A 21,741-nucleotide genomic window follows, 5' to 3' on the forward strand; every position below is an offset into this window, starting at 1 on the left:
CGGCACTTACCAGGTATGCTGTTATCAGCAGATTGACGGTTCCCAGTACGCCGCTCTCTTCGCAGATACACTGGAAGTTTACAACTATGTAGTCCGGAATCTTACCTACGATTATGATCTGGCCGACAATGTCGAGGCCGGTTACCTGCCCGATGTGGATGCAACCCTGAAATCCAAAAAGGAATCTGTTTTGACTATGCTGCCCTGACCACAGCCATGCTCAGAGCACGTGACATTCCCTACAAACTACAGATTGGATATGCCGGCACCGTTAAGCATGCCTGGATCAATGTCTATATCCGCTCCAAAGGATGGGTTGATAAAGCTGTTGAATTCAGCGGTGACTCCTGGTCGCGCATGGATCCGACTTTCGATTCCAACAGTCAGGATGAAGAAACTATTCAGCAATACATAGGGGACGATGATAATTACAGCGTTCAGTTTACACGTTAACAGGAGGCATCACTCTCGTGAAGGACATATCATTACGTTGGAAGATCCGCTTGAGTACCTGCACCGGCATGACAAATGCATCGTCAGTCAGCGAGAAATCTGCACGGATACGGAGAGTTATCTGGTTTCCCTGCGTGCTACCCTGCGCCAGAGCCCGGATGTGATTCTCCTTGGTGAAATGCGTGATTACGAGACGATTCAGACTGCCATGACTGCTGCCGAGACAGGACATCTCGTTCTCTCCAGTCTTCACACCACCGGAGCAGCAAACACGATCGGTCGTATCGTAGATGTATTCGAACCAGCCCAGCAGAGACAGATTTCCATCCAGCTGTCCATGGTACTGCAGGCTGTTATTTCCCAGCAGCTTGTCCCGGATGTGAATGGACATACGATTCCTGTCTTCGAGGTTATGCGCCTCAATCCGGCGATCAGAAATATGATCCGCGATAACAAAGTACATCAGATTGATGGGGTTATCGCCTCCTCGGCGCATGAGCATATGCGCTCCATGGATCAGAGCCTTCTGGAACTTTACAAACAGAAAAAAATAACAAAAGAAACCGCATTGAAATTTGCTTCCAATGCGGATATGCTGAAACGTAAATTACTGTAAAAAAACAAAAAGTAGTTCTTCTGTTAAACTATAGCAATCCTCTAAAATAATGCATCTTAATCCAGCCCATCAGAGTGTGAAATCCTGCGTCAGATATCTTTGCCGTGCGTCAGCACGCCTGCAGATATCTTCCTTGTCTTTCGCACTCTGCTGAACTGTCTTAAATGCATTATTTACGAGGATTGCTATAAACAGTTGAACTACTTTTTTAATCAGGCAGATAAAATCATCCACTACGTGACTCTATATCGAATAACAGCTTTGCAGTTTATCAGAAAGGGCTTAGCGACGGACTTGCCTGATTCGGTTAATGTACCATATTTCCCACTAAGCCGTAAGAAACGATATACATAATCACCGTTGCCATAATGATTCCACAAAGAATCGCCAGAGATGATTTCTTAATATCAATCTCCAGAAGTGACGCGATCAGTGATCCGGTCCATGCTCCTGTTCCCGGAAGAGGGATTCCCACAAACAGCATCAGGCCCCAGAATTCGTATTTCTTCACCTGATCACTTTTTCTCATCGCACGGTCTTCCAATTTTATGATCAATCCTCTGAAAATCTTTGTCTTTTTCAGCACTTTGAAAATCTGCTTGATAAATAACAAGATAAACGGAATCGGAATGATATTTCCCACAATACATAATGGAATCGCCTTTGCCGCAGAAATCTTCAGAAGAGACGCTGCCAAAAGCCCTCCTCTGAGTTCCAGAAGCGGAATCATGGAAATAAGAAAAACCGCGCCCTCCGGCGAAATATATTGTGACAGATTCTGCGAGAACCAATGTACCAGTGCTTCCATTAAAACCTCCTAAATTTTATTTCAGATAATCCTTCAGAAAATCAATAAACTTCTGCATTTCTTCCTTTGTTCCAATCGTGATACGAAGGAAGTTATCAATTCTGTCCTTTGGGAAATAGCGGACATAAATATGCTGCTCTCTCAGTGCTTCGAAAAGCTCCGCTGCCGGACAGGTTGCATGAGTGGCAAAGATAAAGTTAGACTTGGAATCCTGGAAGGAGAATCCCAGCGCCTTTAATTCTTTCTTTGTCCATTCTCTCGTCTCTATGATTTTATTACATGTTTCCTCAAAGTATTCCTTGTCCTCCACTGCTGCCACACCCGCTGCAAGTGCTGTACGGTCCATCGTGTAGGAATTGAAAGAATACTTCACATCGTTCAGGAATTTGATCAGTTTCTCATTTCCGCATGCAAAGCCAATTCTCATACCTGCCATGGAACGTGATTTGGAGAATGTCTGCACAACCAGAAGGTTGTCGTATTTCTCAATCAACGGAAGTGCTGACTGACCGCCGAAATCCACATATGCTTCATCCACAATGACAATGACATCCGTATTATGACGGATGATATCTTCCACATCCTCTAATGGCATTTCCACACCCGTCGGTGCATTTGGGTTCGGGAAAACGATTCCGCCGTTTTCTTTGAAATAGTCTTCCTTCTTTATATGAAAGTTCTCATCCAGAGCCGGTCTTTCATATGGAATACGGAACAGATCTGCCCATACGTCATAGAAAGAATAGGTAATATCAGGAAAAAGAACCGGCTTCTCTGAGTTAAAGAATGTCAGAAAACTCATGGCAAGAACATCATCAGATCCTACTCCCACAAAAACCTGCTCATCTTTCAGATGGTAATTCTGTGCGATCGCATGTACCAGATTTCCCGCTGTCGGATCCGGATAAAGTCTCATGGTATCGGTATTCATACCCTTAAGTGCCTTCTCCACTCCAGGTGCCGGAGGATATGGGTTCTCATTTGTATTTAATTTGATCATATCCGGCTGGTTTGGCTGCTCACCTGGTGTATATGGTATTACTTTACGGACGTTTGCTTCCCAATTGCTCATTTGTCTAATTCCTTTCCTGCTTGATTCGCTCTGCTCTGTCAAATTCGATTTTGTTTATGCACTACTGCAATCCGGCAGAGACCGCTTATCTGCTATTGTAAGCATCCTCAAACTATTTGTCAATTATATTTGATGTAAAGCCGTACCGAATATCTTGTCTTTTAAGCATATTCACGCTCAATAAAGTCACGTTTACGCTGGCATTTTACACCATCTAATGAGTATGCCCCGATACTTGAAATTAACAATAATAAGAAAGAGCAGGGGCTGTTTTTAGTCCCTGCTTTCCTCTTCGTAACAATACAATGCTTGTAGTTACAAATTATTTATTCTCTTCCTGAACTTCAATCTTACGGATAGTCTTATTCTTGATTTCTTCTTTGATTGCTGCAAGGAAGTCGTCAAGTTCTTTCGTTCCTTCATCGCCAAGGTAACGGCTTCTTACAGAAACTTTGCCTTCTTCTTCCTCTTTAGCACCAACGATGAGCATATATGGAACTCTTGCAAGACGTGCTTCACGGATCTTGTAGCCCATCTTTTCGGAACGCTGGTCAACGGAGCAGCGGATTCCGTTTTCTTTTAACTGTGCTTCAACTTTGGCAGCATAGTCGTGAAATTTCTCGGAAATCGGAACGACACGAACCTGTTCCGGGCAAAGCCATGTCGGGAACATACCTGCATATTTCTCAATCAGCCATGCCAGTGTTCTCTCATAACATCCCATGGATGTACGATGGATGATGTATGGACGCTGTTTTTCGCCGTTTTCGTCGATATAGTACATATCGAACTGTTCAGCAAGAAGAGCATCCCACTGGATTGTGATCATTGTGTCTTCTTTTCCGTATACGTTCTTGGCGTTGATATCAACCTTAGGTCCGTAGAATGCAGCTTCTCCGACATCCTCTGTAAATGGAATATTCAGCTCTTCAAGCATCTGGCGGATATGGCCCTCTGTCTCTTCCCATACTTCCGGTTCACCAATATATTTTTCTCTGTTATTCGGATCCCATTTGGAAAGATGGTAAGTTACATCTTCTTCTACGCCGAGAACCTGCAGACAGTACTGAGCAAGTGCAATACAGTCTTTGAACTCTTTCACCATCTGGTCTGGTCTTACAATCAGATGTCCTTCAGAAATCGTAAACTGACGTACACGTGTCAGACCATGCATTTCGCCGGAATCCTCGTTACGGAACAGAGTAGATGTTTCACCGTAACGAAGTGGCAGGTCACGGTAGCTGTGCTGTTCAGCTTTGTATACATAGTACTGGAATGGGCATGTCATTGGACGAAGTGCAAATACTTCTTTATCTGTTTCTTCATCTCCGAGGACGAACATACCGTCTTTGTAATGATCCCAGTGACCGGAAATCTTGTAAAGATCACTCTTAGCCATTAATGGAGTTTTAGTTCTTACATAGCCACGTTTTGTCTCTTCGTCTTCAATCCAACGCTGAAGTTCCTGCATGATGATGACACCGTTTGGCATGATAAGCGGAAGTCCCTGTCCGATTACATCTACAGTTGTAAAGATTTTCATCTCACGGCCAAGTTTGTTGTGGTCACGTCTCTTTGCTTCTTCCATCTGCTCAAGATGCTCTTTCAGTTCATCTTTGGAAGCATAAGCTGTTCCGTAGATACGTGTCAGCATTGCGTTCTTTTCGCTGCCTCTCCAGTAAGCGCTGGAAGAAGAGAGAAGCTTGAATGCTTTTACGCCTTTTACGCTCATAAGGTGAGGTCCTGCACAGAGATCTGTCCAGTCTCCCTGAGAATAGAAGGAGATTTCTGCTCCATCCGGAAGGTCTTCCACGAGTTCTACTTTATATGGCTCGTTTTTCTCTTTGAAGTATGCAATGGCGTCTTCTCTTGATTTTGTGAAACGCTCGATTTTTGCGCCTTTTTTGATGATCTTCTTCATTTCTTTTTCGATTGCATCCAGGTCATCACGGGAAAATGGAGGACAGTCGAAATCATAGTAGAATCCTGTATCGATAGAAGGTCCGATAGCAACCTTTGCATCCGGATATAAGGTCTGTACTGCCTGAGCAAGTACGTGAGATGCTGTATGACGAAGAACTGCAAGTCCCTTCTCATCTTTGGCTGTGAGGATGTTTAATTCGCAGTCACTGTCAAGAACTGTTCTTAAGTCAACAACTTCTCCGTTTACTTCTCCTGCACAGGCTGCACGTGCAAGTCCCTCGCTGATGTCGTAAGCGATGTCGATTACTGATTTAGCTTCGGCGTATTCTTTTTTTGAGCCGTCTTTTAATGTTACGATCATGGTCATTATCTCCTTTTTATAATTTGTTTTTATATTTTTCAGATGCACACTGACTTATAGTACAGCATGCCAATCCGAAATATATAGCAGAATTTCTTAAAAAATTTCTGCCGGTGCTTTTGTACTGCAAAGGGGCAAAAGAAAGAAATAAAAAAAGTCCCCTACAGTACGGTTAAATACTGTAGGGGACGAGATATCATATACTCGCGGTTCCACCCCGATTGTTCTGTCTTATCAGAACCACTTCATTTGATGGTAACGGAATCACCGGACTGTATTAAAGTCACTCAGAGGTGGTCTTCGGCTGGTTCGCGATAAAATGCTTGCACCAAAATGCATTTCTCTCTGTAACGTTTCTCAGCGTACTCTTCTCTTCAGCGTGTTGGTCTTTCTTATCTTTTCTGCCGCCTATTATAAACTTGAAGAATAAATTTGTCAATCATGAAAATGCTAAAAATTACACTAAAAATTACTGTTCTCACGATTCCGTGATATACAATACTCCTTAGGTTTTGCACAAAGAGATTCATATTTTTACATTACAAAGCGTCTTGCTGCAAACAAAGTGAACAATAAAGATATAATACAAAAAGCTGCCCGTCCACATACATTTTCATATGTGAACAGGGCAGCTCCTCATGTACTTTTTATGATATATCTCAGTTCAATTACCTTATAATCTCAATGTCTGGCGGATATTTGTAATCCGCTTTCGCTATCTGGTCCTATACCAGATAACAGATTCGGCTAATTTCCTCGTAAAAATCAGATCTCAGCCAGTTTCAGCAGATCCGGGATCTTAGATTCCCAGCCAAGTGCCATGATATGTACACCCTGACAGTATGGCTTGCACTCTTTGATGATACGTGCGGCGATCTCAACACCTGTGATACCTGCTTTTGTCTTTTCTTTGTCGGCTTTGAGTTCCTCGATCATCTCATCCGGAACGTGGATACCGGCAACGTTGTTGTTCATGAATTTAGCCATTCCAGCGGATTTCGGAATGATGATACCAACCTGTACCGGTTTTCCGAACTGTTTTGCTTTCTCCATGAATTTGATGAATTTCTCCGGTTCAAATACAGCCTGTGTCTGGAAGTAATCTGCACCTGCTGCAACTTTTCTTTCCATCTTTGCAAGCTGCGCATCAACGGAGTCGCTGCATGGAGATACAACAGCACCTTTGGAGAATTTAGGCGGCTCACCAACCAGTTCATTTCCGCCAAGGTCTACACCGGATTCCAGAAGCTTCACTGTGTGAAGAAGGGATACGGAATCAAGGTCAAATACCGGTTTTGCCTGTGGGTGGTCACCCATCTTTGTATGGTCACCTGTCAGGCAGAGAATATTCTCAATACCAAGCATTGCTGCACTTAAAAGGTCAGATTCCAGAGCGATACGGTTTCTGTCACGGCATGCAAGCTGGAAAATCGGATCCATACCGGCATCCTTAAGAACCTTACACATAGCAAGAGATCCAAGACGCATAACAGAAGACTGGTTATCTGTTACGTTAACTGCATGAACATCTTTGAGATAAGTTTTGGCTTCTTCTACCAGCTCATCCACATGGATTCCTTTTGGCGGTCCCACCTCTGCAGAAACTACAAATTCACCACGATCGAATAATTCTTTCATTTTCATTGTACATTACTCCAATCAATATAATTAATCTTGAATACTGTCCACTCCATTTATATACATTCCACAAAACATAACTACAAAGCATATCTGCACTACTCATACAATGCTCAAATATTCCGGCCTTATGCCCTGTATATAAATCCGCGCTGCAATTCTAAGTGAACAGTATCGTAACTTATGCTTCTATATTATTTCACATCATCATCTGTTGCGAAATTATGAATCTGTGTCGGGCATTTCAGCAGATCAAGGCGTCCGATCTCTTTCAGACGTCTGTAGATGCGCTCCCATCCACATTCCATATCGCTGTCCACTTCGCATTTGCCATTCTTGGAACCGCCGCACTGGCCGTTTACAAGACTCTTGGAACATGCTGTGATCGGGCAGATTCCGCCGGTAAGGTTCAGATAACACTCACCACACTGATCACATTTATACTCTAACGGTGTCACGCCCTGGAAACCAGGTACCGGATATGTATCGCAGGCTGCGCATACTTTCTTGTCATCCAGATATTCTGAAATGGTCTGTACACCAACACCGCAGGAGAATACTAAAACAAGATCAGACTCTTTGATCTTATCCATATGTTTCTTAAGACGTAACTGCATATTTTCCGGATTACAGATATAATCCGTTGTCATAATTCCTGTCACATTTCCTTCAGCGGAGAGCTCCTTCTGAAGTTCGACAGCTTCTTTTTCCGGAAAACGAACTTCTTTACATCCATGGCAGTTAATGATGAAAACTTTCTTTCCAGCTGTCAGTGATGTGATAGTTTCTTTTGCTTTTAACTGGGTTATTAACATATTACTTCATCCCCCTTACTGCATTTTTTCCGGCTTTGATACTGTTAATGATCGGAATCTTGGAAGAACAGATATACTGACAGCATCTGCACTCAACACAATCCATAACGCTCATGTCTTTCATAGCCTGCCAGTTCTCTTCCTTCGCATATTTCACGAAATACAGTGGAGAAAGTTCCATCGGACATACATCCACACAACGTCCACACTTGATACATGGCTGCTCTTTCGTCTCGTCTGTATCGATCGCGATAATACCGTTGGAGCCCTTCATCATAGGAACTTCCAGAGTACTCAGAGGGAATCCCATCATAGGTCCCCCCATCTTAACAAGTACATCATCATCTGTAAATCCACCACAGTAATCGATCAGCTCTTTTACGCTGGTACCGATCTTGATGATAAAGTTGCCCGGGTTCTTAATCTTCTCACCTGTTACAGTTGCAACACGCTCAACCAGAGGCATACCTTTCTGGATCGCATCGGAGATTGCTTTTACGGTACTGATATTATCTACTACAACACCAACATCTGCCGGGAGACCGCCGCTTGGAACCTTTCTGCCCATAACGCGCTTGATGAGAGTTTTCTCAGCGCCCTGCGGGTATTTGGTTCTTGCAACAAATACTTCCATATTTCCGATATTGGCAACTTTTTCCTGCATTAATTCGATGGCATCCGGCTTGTTATCCTCGATAACGATGATACCCTTCTCGGCACCTGTTGTCTTAAGGATTGCTTTCAGACCAAAGATGATGTCATCTGCAAACTCAAGGAGAACTCTGTGGTCAGCTGTAAGAAGCGGCTCACACTCACATCCGTTGAGGAGAATGGTATCAACCGGTTTCGCCGGTTTCAGTTTGACACATGTCGGGAAACCTGCGCCACCCATACCAACGATTCCTGCTTCACGGATGATGTCGATAATCTCATCCGGAGTCAGGCTGTCGAGATCACCATGTGGCTGTACGGATTCGTGCAGAGTATCTTTTCCATCCGATTCAATAACAACAGCCATCACTTCACTGCCTCTTGTGCCATGCATACGAGGCTCAACAGCAACTACGGTTCCGCTTACGCTGGAATGTACCGGAGCACTGATAAATCCGGCAGCTTCACCAATCTTCTGTCCGACTTTGACAGTGTCACCTACCTGAACGATCGGGTTCGCCGGTGCGCCCAGATGCTGTGACATGGAGATTACGAGTGTCTTCGGCTCAGGGAATCTCTTAAGTGCGATATGCTCGCTTAATTCCTTGCGCTCTGACGGATGAACACCACCATAATATCCATTCAGTCTATCGTCTCTGATTGATTTCACATAATCGTTGATCACTTTGAAATTAACTTTAGAGAAATCACGAACCTGTACCGGCTGATTAAGGAATTCCTCGAGACGGCCCTGTTTTGCCAGTCTCTGATAAATCTTCTCCCATGCACAGTCTTTATTCGGATCTACTTCACATTTGCCATTCTTAGCTCCGCCGCACTGTCCGTTGACAAGACTCTTAGAACAGTCGACGATAGGACAGACACCTCCGGTAATATTCAGATAGCACTGTGCACATGCGTCACAGCTCTTCTTTGTAAGTGCCATGCCATGATGTCCTCTGTAATTCAGAGTATTGCTTGCTGCAACAACCGGCTTACCAGCCAGATCTGCAACTGTCTGAATACCAAGACCACAGGAGATCACTACTACATTCTCTGTACCTTCCGGTATCAGATCCTGTAATTTTCTCTCTGTGTGCATCTTGTTACATAAGAAATCAACTTTCGCACTACCTGTGACAGTTTTTCCCTCTGCTGCGGCAAATTTCAGGAACTCATCGCAATCCGGTTCGTCAACTGTCTCAAATTCCTTGAAACACTTATTACAGGCAATTACGAACAAATTGTCCTTACCGCTCAGCACTGATGAAAGTTCATCACTGCTTTTCAGCTTGTACTTAGTATAGTTTTCCAATTGCTCACCTTCCTTATGATTAAGATTATATCCTTATGGTTATCCGCTCTTATCCGTTCCCTCCTTCTCTGCACTCAAAAAAAGAACCAATAAAACCAGATAAATAAGTTCGTAAGTATTACTTATTAAATGTACCACAAAATGGGTAGATTATCCAGTTTTATTGGCTGTTTTTATAAAATTATTTTATAATTTTTCAATAATTCATCTATCAATCAGTAATTTACCCTTTTGGAGAACATATTTTTATGATAATCCAATTTCACCTTTCTTTTATGGCGTTTTTTCATTCATGGGGACTCTTGCATTTTTATAGATCTTTTAGAGCTAATTTATTCTTTTTAGTTGTACTTCATAAGGTCTGACCAAAGGTATTATAGGCGATTGCACTATAGAGCGGAAATATCCGCTCTATAATATCGGATTTAGGTGCTCTGAATTTCCGGAAAAGATGCACTACTTAAATGGAATATACAGAAAGAATGCAGAACCTCTCCAAACGTTGTGATTGTTTCCTGATTTTGTCTTGCCATGAGTGTGCCTCCTTAAATATACGGTTTGTCACAGTATATTGCTCCAAATTTGGACGGTTTTGACATTCTGTTTTGCGCCCTATTCTTCACCAGCAAACAAGGCATTTATATTCATTACAGGTAAGATTACAGAATCAAATCCTGGTTGAGATGTTAACAGTGTTAACTGACTTCTAATATATGGAAACAATATTGCAACCGTATTAGTTAACAGCAAACTTTTCCCTATTGCTGAATCCACTTCCACCCTAAAGAAACCGGCCATTGTAACTTTTATATTACATACATCATTAGAATTGATATGAACACCAACTGTAACTTTATACAAACTTTCATCTATTTGATTCAATTGTTTAGAAAAAGAAATTTCGGAATTATTATCTATTTTGCTTTTCTCATTGTTAATTCTTTTAAACGATAAATCTTCAACTATTATCTTTTCAAGTTGAAGACTGCTTTTTTTATTTTCGATACCTTTCATTAATTACGCTCTCCTTATGCTGCTTCAGGGATACAATTGTCGGCTACTATACTAAATTTATCAAAAGAAAAGCACTTCTCCACACTTATTGTTTCCTCATAAGGAATAAAAAGTTCCTCTTCAAAAACTGTATCAATTTTTTTTATTATATTATCTGAATCAGCATAATATAATCCACCCTTCTGTGAATCATACTGAATTTCTATACCGTAAAATTTAGCTAATTCTTCAAACAACTGTTTTCTCATACTAGCCACTCCCTTTCTATTACTTCTTTATTTATGATATATTCATTTCCGGACACACATATATATGTCTCAAGAAACGGTAATCCAAAATATTTTTCAAATCCAATTACTTTTTCTGCATATTGGGGGTTATCTTTTGCAAATGTCTTTGATACAACCTTATACCCTTTTTCTTCTTTAAATAAATCCAAGAAAAAACATCTATATGTTAATAAGGCAACATTTTTAGATTTTCCTTTTATAACTAATTCAATCCCCTCTTTTTCCATTTTTTGATATAGCTGACTGCAGAATTTACGAAATTCATTCAAATTTTTAACTTCATCCAAATTTAAAAATTCACTATCTGTAACATTAATCTCAGCAACTATCGTTTTAATGTCTTTTTCATGGTCTAACATATCAATATTCCTGAAAGCCATATCCAAATTATCAAAAAAATATATTCCTTGACCAAGCCAATGTTTCTCATTTTTTCTATATTTGAATCCATTAGTGATAATATCCTCAACATTATCACTTTCTGTATTATGATATCCTATAATTTTCATTTATATTTCCCACAAAACAGATAAATTAATACTTGTCCTATATAATTTAATCTTGTTTATTCTATCTTTTTTCAGAATCCTGCTATTCACCACAGAAAGGTAAATGGCTTACATAGTTACTATCCCATGACTCCAGTATATCATAAATCAGAAAACAAATCACCCTGTACAAATCTTTTTTCTAGTATTCCTTATTCATATATTTTATCTATAAGATAGTCCCGCATTCTCCTGCCATATAATTCAGGATTCTCTCCACTCTCAGTGAGCATATGTCCTCTTATCTCTTTTGTCAACAAACTTACACTATTATTTCCTGCCAAATTTTCTCTGGCTTTTTTCTTCTCTTTCCACTCTATTTCCGATTTTATAATTCTTTTATAGATCTTTTAGCTCTGCTTTATCCTTTTTAGTTGTACTTCATAGGGTCAGACCACGGAAATCTATCATCTATGTCATATCTCGGCAAGGAAATTTATATTTCTTTTATACAACTTATAGAACTGTTTCATTCTTTTTATTAGTCTGTCATGAGGTCTGACTCCAATGTGTATTATCTCTTTTGTCAATAAACTCGCACTATAATTTTCAGATAATTTTCTCTGGCTTTTTTCTCCTCTCTTTCCACTCTATTTCCGATTTTATAATTCTTTTATAGTTCTTTTAGCTCTGCTTTATCCTTTTTAGTTGTACTTCATATGGTAAGACCCAGAAAACTTGACATGAATAGTTCCAACAACACCGCAGAGGCATGCAAAATCTCACCATAACGATAAGTGCATATATTGTCTTCCACCCTGACCATATAATGGTATCGTAATTTAAGGCACTTTAAGAGACATTTCTTAATGAATCTGATATACTGTAAACACTACAGAAAGAAGGAGCGTTATTATGTCTCGAACAAGAAGAAATTTCTCTGCCAAATTCAAATCAGAATTAGTGATTGAACTGCTCAAAGGAGAAAAAGACTTAAATACAATCGCAACCGAAAACAATATTCTAACACCACAGAATTATAAGGTGTAAGTTTGTGCGAAACGCAAGAATTATAAAAACTAAGGCCAAAAGTAAAGGATTATTGTATAATAATCCTTATAAAAATTCAGGAGAGGAATGATGTAAATGGATATAGATAAAATTTTTAATGCAATTTGGGAAGGAAAAGAATGGATTTTTAGTGGAATTGGTGTAGTGGCATTAGGTTTTATTAGAAAATGCATAATAGGAAAAAAGTCTGGTGAGAATTCAGATACATATACAGTAAAATCTAAAATGCACGATAATAACAATGTTTTAGGTGGAAACAATATTACAGGTAAGAAAAATCAAATTATTCAGAATGATAATAGTAATGCGATTTCTGTAAAAGGAAATGGTAATGTGGCTGGAAATGGAAATAATATTACAAATAATTTTATTTATCCTAACAATGACAATAATTTGAAAGAAAATGTTGATTCATGGTTTTCTGAAAGGTTTAATGTACTACTTTCGCTTTTAAATGATGCAAGAGGTTTTTTTGAAAAAGAATATACAGTTGAATATGTAAGTTCTCTTATTGGGTTAAAAAATGTAGATGAATTAAAAGTTTATTTAAATCAAGGAAAAGAGCCAGATGATGAATTTAAGAAGAAATTTGTTGATATATTTGGCATAAATGAAGAGTGGATGGTACATGGCAGGGGTGAATTTCCATTTGCATCAAATATTAAATTTTTATATGATAACCCAATGGATATATTGAGAAGAGAAGATTTGAAAGCCATCAATAAATTTATTGTTGTTATTGGAGATGTAGAAGGAAGAAGACACGCATGTATTATAAGAAAAAGAGATGAATTATGCTATGAATTATATCCCAAGTATTTTGTTTTAAATTCACATGTTGGCGGAGCAGGAACAAGACAATTGGTTGGTTTGTATAGATTTTTACGAGAAGCAGATAGAATAAAAAAACTTGCTGGTGTTGTGTATGATGCAAGCGAAGAACAGATGGAAAAATTAATGAAGGGTGAGTTTCAGCCAAAGAAAGTGGAACAATTTAAAGTGGCAAGTAATTTTTTCGATAGTTTTATGTGTATAAGTGAAAAGGAAATAAAAAGAAATAAGAATTTTGGGGATGAGGAATTTATTTTAGTACAACAAATAATTGCTGCAAATATTAAGGATTGCGATAGAATTAATCAGGAGTATGATTTAAAACTTATTAAGAAAAATCTTGGAGAAGATTCTCAGGACAAAGAGGAAGAAAGTAATGATATAGATTTGTTTGATTCTTCCACTCCATTTTTTGATTACAGATTTGGAAAGGCTTTTCCAGGGGTACGAGGAATAAAAGAATTTACAAATGCTAAAGAATGCGTTGATAGGTTACAGATTCTCTTGAAAAAACCACTTAATGGGAAAAAACTAGGAGGACCTATATGGTGGATTAGAGGTAGTGAAAATTGTGATATTAGCAGATTTGAAAGAGTGACAGATGATAAATTTTTAATGGATGGTGATGAGATAAAAGTAAAAAGGATTGTTGTATATGCGGCAGCAGAATATTATAAGAAATTTGTCTATGTAGAAACTTATCCAGAAGAAGAAACAGGTTTATATACAAAAGACGATGCCCTTGTAGAAGAATGGACAGATAGATATGGATATTATTATGAAGAGTATGCGGAATATGAGAATAAAAAAATAACAAGGGCGGAATATGATGATGGTGCTGCTGTGATTGATGGTAAAGTTGTTGATTTAAATGGAAAGGCGAAATTAAGAACTCGCTATCTTACACCATATAATTTTATTATATGTGCACATTTTAATCCAATGAATAGTAATGTGTATGATGATATGTTGGAAAAACTATTAAATGGAATTTTAAAAGGTAAGAACTCTGTTGAAGAAATCGTAGAGGCTATTAAAAAAATGCCTAAACATAGAAGAGAAATGTAAGATAAAATCGGTTGTAAATGTGGTAGGATTGTATACAGCCGGTGGATTTTGAAGGGGAAAATGGTCACTAAAAATGTTTGATTAATATTCATAATAGGGTACAATACAAGTAGCAAAATAAAATATCGCACCAGCGGTGCGAGAAATAATGCAAATGGGGTATGAAAAATGGCAAGAGACACATTGCTTTCTGGAGAATCAAAAAATATTGAATACAAAGTTACTTTACCAGATAAAAGTGAAAAGTACATGAAAACAATCGTAGCTTTTGCCAATACCCAGGGCGGAAAGCTGATTGTAGGCGTAGATGATAAAACACACGATTTTCCCTTTTAAGAAAATTTGAGGCTGTAAAAAATCTTGTGTCTTTGGTGTTTTTTGCAAGACCTTTTTGCATAAAATTGCAAAAACTTTTTGTAGGTAGTTGCAGCTGCATTTTGTAGGTAATTGCAAGCCCGGCTGGCAGTCATGGTACCTGCCAGCTATTTAAAAGGGCATTGCAGACATTCTGTGAACTTCCAGTTTTTTTCCACCTAAATCGAGTGTCGCTATATCTGCGACTCATAATAATTCTATTTTTCCGTCTTTTCTCCATCTGATCCTGCATTCAAAAAGTTCATGATCTCCTCATATGACCGCCCACTTTTTACAACCGCTGACAGGATCTCTTCTTTTCTTATGGCATCCCGCTTGTCTAACAGTTCTTTCAGATTTGCTGTTGCCTGGTCATACTTTTTCTTCGCTGCGATCACATCAGCCTCTGCTTTTTCAATCTTTTCTTCCAATGCTTCCTTACTTGTTTTTCTTGTTCTTGCCATCTTTATTTTCCTTCCTTATTCTGCTTTTTTCAGTTCCTTACTCAGCTCTGATGCAAAATATTTTATACTGTTCGCGTCCAGTCCAAAGGCTTTCAATATTACTTTCTGGTTCGCTGTTACTGCATGATCCAGACGGTATATATTGTCTAACTGACGTACCATTTCTATTTTTTCCAGCTCTTTTATTGCCGCCGGTACCGTCATATAGTTCGGTTTCTTATCCAGTTTTTTCATCTCTTCTTTTAGTTTTATATACATCTTGCAGCGCACTATCATGGCTACAAATTCAACAAATATCTTCGCTCTTGCTGATTCTTCTGAATACACCCGGATGCTCTTATTCCCAAGATATGATTTGTCTCCACGGAATAGTTTCTCCGATACATCCCTGCTCTTATACAGTTCGATTGCTTCCTTCGCACTCATCTTTTCCGATGTAACGATACAAAAATATCCAGCCAGATCCAGATCTCTTTCTACCACACTGCACCGTTCTTCCGGTAGTATAAAAGCCTGGCTCTTTTCATCATAATGAAGGTTAAAATACTTCTCAAATCCAGGGCCGAATTCCTTTACTTTATTCTGGTACTTTTTCAGATACTGCGTCATCTGGTTAATCCGGTTTTCAATCTCTATCCGTTCTGCGCTTTCTTTTGAAATGCTATGATACAGATGAAAATAACGCTCTTTTTTATCACTTGCATACAGTTTGTGCCGTATTGTCTTTCCGTAAACTCCATATTCATAGATATTGTTCACCCGCTTATTTTCGAATGTCCCTTTATTTTCCAGGATCAGTTCATTCACAAGGGCAGACATCCCTTTCACCATGATAACAAAACTATACCCACATTTATCCATATATTGTATGTTCTCACAGCTGAAATATCCCCTGTCCAGAATGAATCCGATCTTCTTATAACCATATCCGGATGCTTTATCCAGCATGAACTGAAGCTGAGAGATATCGTTCAGACTTCCTGGATATTTTTCATAAAATAATGGTTCCTGATTATGAGTATCATACGCAACTGCATAATTAAATACCGGCTCTCCCATATCTACTTTCGGATGTCCAAATTCAACCATTTTTATATCTCCAGCCTGACAGTTTTTATTCGTTGAATCATAAGAAATATAAATCTTTTCACGGTAATTCCGTGACTCATTCCATGTATTCAGAAAGCCTGTACTCTGGTCATCTGTTACTGAATTCAGGAAATCTGATACGGTTGAATCGCTGTATTGTTTCATCTTTTCCGTAAAAAGTGGATGGTTGTATGTATAATCCGGATAGTACTGCGCTGCATTGTTTTCTGCTATGATCGAATAAACAGCCAGATCTAAAAACAGACCCATATCACGTGATCCAAAATACTTTCCAAGGATATCTTTTAAACTGCATTCTTCTATGAGCTTACGCAGTACAAAGTATGCTCCTACCCTGAGACAGCTGCTTCTGGAAGTCCTGTTTTTGCTTTCCGGAAGTTCTGCATCGGGGAAATATTTCAGGAAATTTTGATTCGGTTTCATGAGTTCCGGATCCGTATCTGACAGTTTTCCGATCGTTACTCTTTTGGGAAAAGTATACTTCCGGGATGGATCATAAACCCGGTCATACTCATACTCTATATATACAACATTTGACTTTTTTCTCCATGTGATCTTGCCTTTTACGGTTGGTACTTTCACCAAAAAATCCAGATACATAGTGCCCTCCTTTTAGGCGGTTATCCGCCTAAATTAATTGTACTATATTTCCCGGCTATCTGCAATGAAAAACCGCAGAAAACCGGGATTTTTTATGATTTTATTTCGTTCTTTTTTCTTTAGGTGGAAAAATTACTGGAAGTTCACACTAAACAACGGGTTGTTCTGAACTTCTCTAAACAACTCCAAGTTGCTCTACATACTATTCATGACTGCTTCGTGAGCAGGGTATTCCATGGGGTCTACCCCTTGTGGGGCTCATATGAGCTGGAACGTTGGCGGACAACAGAAAAATCAGTCTTAAAAAGATGAGGGAGATTACAATGCCGAGGCACTGCAAGCTCCCTCTATCATCTTATTTTATATCCCTTAATTCTTCAATTAACAATCCAACCCGGCTTCCCACTGAATGTTCTAATTCTTCAATATCTTCGCAATAGTTCTTTTCATTTTTGATTGCTATATCAATCCGATTCATAAACCAGTCAACATCATAAGAAGACTTTGTATACCCAGTCATTCTTTTTCGCAGTTCCTGTTCCGTATAGCGGCGTTTCGCAGTTATTTTCGGATTATGGAAAAGCTGTATTTCATCCAGTTGTTCCACGTCATCAAAGTGGAGCAACAGCCAAAATTCAAAACATGGATTTGTCAGATATAATCCAAAACCATTTTCCCTGCATTTTTCCAGAACATATTTATACTGATTGTTTTCCTCATGTGCAACAAAGCTCTCTCTGTCACGATCTACGACAAAGCATATTTTATCAAATCCTTCCGCATAAGTAATCGCCCGGTTTCGGATAATGCGTGGCACATCATCAACAATCTGTTCATATCCTTCTTTATCCTGAAAATATTCAGCAAGCATCCTGCATGTTTCTTCCAGATCTGTAACAGGCTCTGTAAGAGTGATCTGCAGTTTTTCGCTGCATATCCATTCCAACGTCTGCCAAAGACTTTTGGCTTTTGCTTTGCTGTTTACCAGTATCTTTTCTTCATACAGATAATCCATGAACCAGTTTAAAAGAGTTTCATACGAAACAGTGCCAAGTCTGCTTTCTTTCAGATTCAAAAGCATACGGTCCACAATCTTCTTTGGATTACTCCATCCTTCTTCACTGTAGCTCCTTACTACAGGAACCAGTTCGATCAACGGATTGATTCCGATCATGGAACGATTCTGGTTTACACCTTCAAAATAAATCTCCTCTGTTTCTTTTCCTTCATATACAAGAAAATACTTTTTCCGCACTTCGTCTGTATTCCTTGTTCTGGTTCTTTGGGCAAATGTCTTTTTTTCTCTCATACGCTATGCCCTCTCAACTGGAAAAATGGTGCTGAAAATAGGAATACCCCCATACCTTCCCTCCAGATATGCCTTGTCAATCTTCTGGTCAAATCTGGCATTATATTCTTCCAATGAATAGATATCCGACTCTCCGTTTTCCTTTTTATCCACGAACCATATCTCATCCCTGCGGAGAAGATCGAAATCCATCAATCTCGACTCATGGGTTGTAACGATAAGCTGGATATTCTTCTCAGCCGCAAGGTTTAAAAATGTCTCCACAAACTTATAACTGAGACTTGGATGCAGACACCGATCCAGTTCATCTATGACATAAGTTTTTCCCTCGCCGGACAATAATATCTCCAACAGATCGAGAATACGCACTGTTCCATCCGATTCTTCTTCCAGATTAAATAACACATTTTTTCTTCCATGACTGAACTCGATCGTCTGGCATTTCACAGTATCGCTGCCATCTATCATAATAATAAACAGATCCGCAAGCGTCCTTAATATCATATTGATTCCCTTGATCTGCGGATGGTTTCTTACTTCAACCTGTTTCTGCTCGATATTTGACAGAATTTTGTCCTGCAGGTTCTTCGACAATCCATGTAGCACTTTCTCAACTGGAACATCCACTAAAGCGAAATCCGTAATCCCGGTTCCAAATGCAGATATAATCCGGCAAACCTCACTGACTTTATCTGCCTGGGCAAGATAAGAGTAATCAGAGATCGGCTGATTCGGATAATTGATATCCAGTGAATCTTTTATCCACAAAAAAACATTTTTCAGAATCGCAGCCGTTTTATGACTCTCGTACAGATTTTTTTTATTTTGATTCATGACTGCCAAAAACAGGACACTGCCATCTCCACGAATATCATCTGCATAGACATCCAGTTTTTCCTTTAACCCTTTACGTGCAAGCATACCACACAGTTCATACGTTCCGTTTGCAATGTCTCTTGTAAAAAGTATTTTCTCTGAATTATCAGCATGAAGTTCCACCAGCCACTCTGAAATAAACCTGCTTTTGCTCAGGATAATTTCAAAACCATAAGAATAATATTTACCATCTAACAGAATCTCTACTTCAAAATAGCTTGGCTTCATAGCATTTTCCGGATTTACTTTGCAGTATTTTTCTGTATGTCCATCCGGCAGACCACTGACCACTACCTGTTTCATAAAATCCATTGCCTTTACCAGATTGGATTTTCCGGCAGCATTCGCACCATAAACTGCCGCAAATTTCAGCAGTTTGATCTTTCCATCATCATACAGGTGTTCCTTTTTCCCCCGAACACGTCCTGCAATCATAGAAAATTCTTCAGACATGTTATCTTCTCTTGATGCAAATGACAAAAAATTTTTTACACTAAACCGTATCAGCATCTTGACACCTCCTGTACATTTAGGTTATACGTTTTTTTCGTATATGTCAAGATTATTATATTTATTATCTTGTTAAATTATGATTTTATGTGATTTTTTCGTATTATGATTCAATTTCGATCTTAAAAGCAAACTAAAAATTAAGCACTTACTTTTCTTGCGATACTTGCGATATTTCTCCTTTCATTTCGTTTTTTATTCTCAATAATACTATCATTTATGATTATCCTAAAATAAAAATCTGTCAGTCATCACAGATTTTTATTTCAATATGTTTTCCAAGTGCATTTGCATATTTCTCCAATACAACCAGCGTTGGTACCCTTTCGCCACTCTCAAACCGGGCTATATTTGACGGTTTTATCCCTGTAATATCCGCTATTTCTTGCTGCGTCATTTTCTGGCGGTGTCGCTCCTCCACTAACTGCCGGATTGTTTCCGAAGATCTGCTCAACACCTTTTCCTGGATCTTCTCTATATATACTTCCAGTCTCTTTTCCCTGGATTCCTTTTCTGTCAGGTATTCTTTCATGTTCTCCTGCATTTGCTTATCCCTCTATCCCATCTCTGATATCTTATTTACGAGATTTTATCACTCGTGATAAGTTTTTGCAAGATATTTTATGTTTCTTTTACAGATCTTTTAGTTCTGTTTTATCTTCTTTATCGGTATTTCATGGGGTCTGACCCCAAATGTGTGTGAAAAAGAAATCCTGCAAGCAAACACCCCAGCATACATCCAAATCCATTGTGTATCATATCATCAAACTCAAAAAGTCCCCGACATAACACAAATTGTAAAGTTTCTATAACCGTTGATAACAGAATACCTATAACTAATCCTTTCCACCAGCTCAATCTTTTATAAAAAGCAAATGGAAGCACTAAACCAAATGGGAAAAGCAATGCAATATTCAAAAGATTTTCCTTAATCATTGCCTTACTATGATATTTAATTACACTTTTCCATGACCAAAACACTTCCAATTCATATGTATGATAGCCTTGACTTTTTCTCGTAAATACTGTTGATTCTAAAACAACACAAGCATATGTAAATAATACAAGTCCCGCTACAATTTGAACTTTATTAACTTTACCACGTTTATATAGATAAATATAGGCCAAAAGCAACACTACCAATATGCTAAAATAACACGTAATTTCAAAACCACTCCATGGTCGATTGTGTTCTGTAAAAATCTGATATAAATCCATCGTATCCTCAAAAATTATATCTACAAATATTGTAAAAAAATCAGCGATGCATTAAATTGCTACTGACTGATAATATGTAATATTTTTTTAATACTATTAATTATATCTTTCATATTAAAATAGGTGTGAACTCTGCAAAAAAGTTACACTAAATCCGCTACACCGCATAAATACTAGAGTTTCATGGATGATTTTAGTGTAACTGTTACACTAAAACCAATTTGGGGAAAATGGCTTGTTTTCAAGCTTTTTATCCATTTAGTGTAACTTTTATGAAAAGTTCAGAATAGGAATGATACACTATAAATCATCTTGTAATTCTCGTATATTAATTGTAAACTTCCAGTTAATTTACAACTAAAGTCATCTGCCTACATACATACTGAATTACCTGTGAAAATACAGGTTAAATAGTAGGGTCGTAAATACACATTAATAAAATCACAATCATGCCATATTCTCAAAAAAGTTTGAAATTATATGGCATTTATATATTTAACACCAGTTTACAACTTTATAAATAATAGACTTGTTGATGAATCAGCTGTTTGAAGGCCTTTGTCATGGCATTTGATTTTATATGTGTTTCGATATTTTTCACGAAAGTGGCAAAAAATATCTGACTGCGAATGCCCTGACTTAATTCAAAACGAAACTCCTGTACGCTTTTTGTACGGTACTCAGAAAAATGTTCGTTCTGATAGGGCAGAATCTTCATGGCACAGTAACTGATGTTAATCAGATTGACCAGCATTTCAATCTCTTTGCAGCTTCGCACCATATAGTTACAAAAAGACCAGAACGTTTTCTGTTCATAGTAGCTTGTTTCAATATTCCATATGCCGATATTTTAGAAATGCCGATAAATTTTCTATAAGATTCCATG

The 21,741-nt window shown here is 38.5% G+C and carries 20 protein-coding genes, 1 pseudogene and 1 other annotated feature; of the genes and pseudogenes, 5 read left to right on the forward strand and 16 right to left on the reverse strand.

What is annotated here, in order from left to right; translation table 11 throughout:
• Positions 1–216: 216 nt before the first annotated feature.
• Together WKT11_RS04750 and WKT11_RS04755 are read left to right on the forward strand one after the other, a co-directional pair.
• Positions 217–453, forward strand: a complete 237-nt coding sequence (locus WKT11_RS04750; RefSeq protein WP_242986664.1) for a hypothetical protein — start codon at positions 217–219, stop codon at positions 451–453.
• Between the two features lie 16 nt (positions 454–469).
• A pseudogene (locus tag WKT11_RS04755) lies at positions 470–1,069 on the forward strand (type IV pilus twitching motility protein PilT); the annotation flags it as partial.
• A gap of 307 nt (positions 1,070–1,376) precedes the next feature.
• On the opposite strand, the gene WKT11_RS04760 reads toward WKT11_RS04755, so the two are convergent.
• The 9 genes from WKT11_RS04760 to WKT11_RS04800 all read right to left on the reverse strand — a co-directional run bounded on the left by WKT11_RS04760 (position 1,377) and on the right by WKT11_RS04800 (position 11,465).
• The gene (locus tag WKT11_RS04760) at positions 1,377–1,877 is read right to left on the reverse strand and encodes a COG2426 family protein (protein ID WP_118247038.1); all 501 of its coding nucleotides are present in this window, start codon (positions 1,875–1,877) and stop codon (positions 1,377–1,379) included.
• A 16-nt stretch (positions 1,878–1,893) separates the two neighbouring features.
• The gene (gene hisC, locus WKT11_RS04765; RefSeq protein ID WP_340282897.1) at positions 1,894–2,949 is read right to left on the reverse strand and encodes a histidinol-phosphate transaminase; all 1,056 of its coding nucleotides are present in this window, start codon (positions 2,947–2,949) and stop codon (positions 1,894–1,896) included.
• Positions 2,950–3,271: 322 nt separating this feature from the next.
• Positions 3,272–5,233 carry a threonine--tRNA ligase gene (thrS, locus tag WKT11_RS04770; RefSeq protein WP_117844160.1) on the reverse strand — a complete coding sequence of 654 codons (1,962 nt, stop codon included), beginning with the start codon at positions 5,231–5,233 and terminating at the stop codon, positions 3,272–3,274.
• Between the two features lie 181 nt (positions 5,234–5,414).
• Positions 5,415–5,620: a binding site (T-box leader), on the reverse strand.
• A 378-nt stretch (positions 5,621–5,998) separates the two neighbouring features.
• Entirely contained in the window at positions 5,999–6,877 is an 879-nt protein-coding gene (locus WKT11_RS04775) for a methylenetetrahydrofolate reductase (protein WP_117674333.1), read from the reverse strand.
• Between the two features lie 188 nt (positions 6,878–7,065).
• Positions 7,066–7,686, reverse strand: coding sequence for a methylenetetrahydrofolate reductase C-terminal domain-containing protein (locus WKT11_RS04780; RefSeq protein ID WP_117844161.1), 621 nt, complete (start codon positions 7,684–7,686; stop codon positions 7,066–7,068).
• Between the two features lies 1 nt (position 7,687).
• Entirely contained in the window at positions 7,688–9,652 is a 1,965-nt protein-coding gene (gene rsxC / locus WKT11_RS04785) for an electron transport complex subunit RsxC (protein WP_117674331.1), read from the reverse strand.
• A gap of 612 nt (positions 9,653–10,264) precedes the next feature.
• On the reverse strand, positions 10,265–10,666 hold the full coding sequence (locus WKT11_RS04790; protein WP_117674330.1) for a protein-export chaperone SecB: 402 nt from the start codon (positions 10,664–10,666) through the stop codon (positions 10,265–10,267).
• Positions 10,667–10,680: 14 nt separating this feature from the next.
• On the reverse strand, positions 10,681–10,914 hold the full coding sequence (locus tag WKT11_RS04795) for a hypothetical protein (protein ID WP_117674329.1): 234 nt from the start codon (positions 10,912–10,914) through the stop codon (positions 10,681–10,683).
• Positions 10,911–11,465 (reverse strand): hypothetical protein, encoded by a 555-nt coding sequence (locus tag WKT11_RS04800; RefSeq protein WP_117674328.1) that lies wholly within the window; start codon positions 11,463–11,465, stop codon positions 10,911–10,913. The genes WKT11_RS04795 and WKT11_RS04800 overlap by 4 nt, the downstream gene beginning before the upstream one ends.
• Before the next feature lie 894 nt (positions 11,466–12,359).
• Between WKT11_RS04800 and WKT11_RS04805 the strand changes: the two genes are divergently transcribed.
• The 3 genes from WKT11_RS04805 to WKT11_RS04815 all read left to right on the forward strand — a co-directional run bounded on the left by WKT11_RS04805 (position 12,360) and on the right by WKT11_RS04815 (position 14,750).
• Positions 12,360–12,494, forward strand: coding sequence for a hypothetical protein (locus WKT11_RS04805; protein ID WP_278277934.1), 135 nt, complete (start codon positions 12,360–12,362; stop codon positions 12,492–12,494).
• 96 nt (positions 12,495–12,590) lie between these two features.
• Complete coding sequence (locus WKT11_RS04810) at positions 12,591–14,414, forward strand: hypothetical protein (protein WP_117844162.1); 1,824 nt, start codon at positions 12,591–12,593, stop codon at positions 14,412–14,414.
• A gap of 168 nt (positions 14,415–14,582) precedes the next feature.
• Positions 14,583–14,750 (forward strand): AlbA family DNA-binding domain-containing protein, encoded by a 168-nt coding sequence (locus tag WKT11_RS04815; RefSeq protein ID WP_340282906.1) that lies wholly within the window; start codon positions 14,583–14,585, stop codon positions 14,748–14,750.
• 236 nt (positions 14,751–14,986) lie between these two features.
• Here WKT11_RS04815 and WKT11_RS04820 read toward each other — a convergent pair whose 3' ends face one another.
• From WKT11_RS04820 to WKT11_RS04850, 7 genes are all read right to left on the reverse strand, one after another.
• The gene (locus WKT11_RS04820) at positions 14,987–15,232 is read right to left on the reverse strand and encodes a hypothetical protein (RefSeq protein ID WP_008704376.1); all 246 of its coding nucleotides are present in this window, start codon (positions 15,230–15,232) and stop codon (positions 14,987–14,989) included.
• 15 nt (positions 15,233–15,247) lie between these two features.
• Positions 15,248–16,942 (reverse strand): IS1634 family transposase, encoded by a 1,695-nt coding sequence (locus WKT11_RS04825; protein ID WP_340282910.1) that lies wholly within the window; start codon positions 16,940–16,942, stop codon positions 15,248–15,250.
• Positions 16,943–17,297: 355 nt separating this feature from the next.
• Positions 17,298–18,251, reverse strand: a complete 954-nt coding sequence (locus WKT11_RS04830) for an RloB family protein (RefSeq protein WP_118591786.1) — start codon at positions 18,249–18,251, stop codon at positions 17,298–17,300.
• 3 nt (positions 18,252–18,254) lie between these two features.
• Positions 18,255–19,637: an AAA family ATPase gene (locus WKT11_RS04835; RefSeq protein ID WP_340282914.1), complete on the reverse strand. Its 1,383-nt coding sequence runs from the start codon at positions 19,635–19,637 to the stop codon at positions 18,255–18,257.
• Positions 19,638–19,881: 244 nt separating this feature from the next.
• Positions 19,882–20,181 carry a helix-turn-helix domain-containing protein gene (locus tag WKT11_RS04840; RefSeq protein ID WP_117844166.1) on the reverse strand — a complete coding sequence of 100 codons (300 nt, stop codon included), beginning with the start codon at positions 20,179–20,181 and terminating at the stop codon, positions 19,882–19,884.
• A 119-nt stretch (positions 20,182–20,300) separates the two neighbouring features.
• Positions 20,301–20,855 (reverse strand): VanZ family protein, encoded by a 555-nt coding sequence (locus WKT11_RS04845; RefSeq protein ID WP_340282916.1) that lies wholly within the window; start codon positions 20,853–20,855, stop codon positions 20,301–20,303.
• 514 nt (positions 20,856–21,369) lie between these two features.
• On the reverse strand, positions 21,370–21,636 hold the full coding sequence (locus tag WKT11_RS04850) for a hypothetical protein (protein WP_445291929.1): 267 nt from the start codon (positions 21,634–21,636) through the stop codon (positions 21,370–21,372).
• Positions 21,637–21,741 lie beyond the last annotated feature (105 nt).

The sequence above is a fragment of the Blautia sp. HCN-1074 genome (assembly GCF_037890165.1).
In the GTDB taxonomy this organism is placed as follows: domain Bacteria; phylum Bacillota; class Clostridia; order Lachnospirales; family Lachnospiraceae; genus Blautia_A.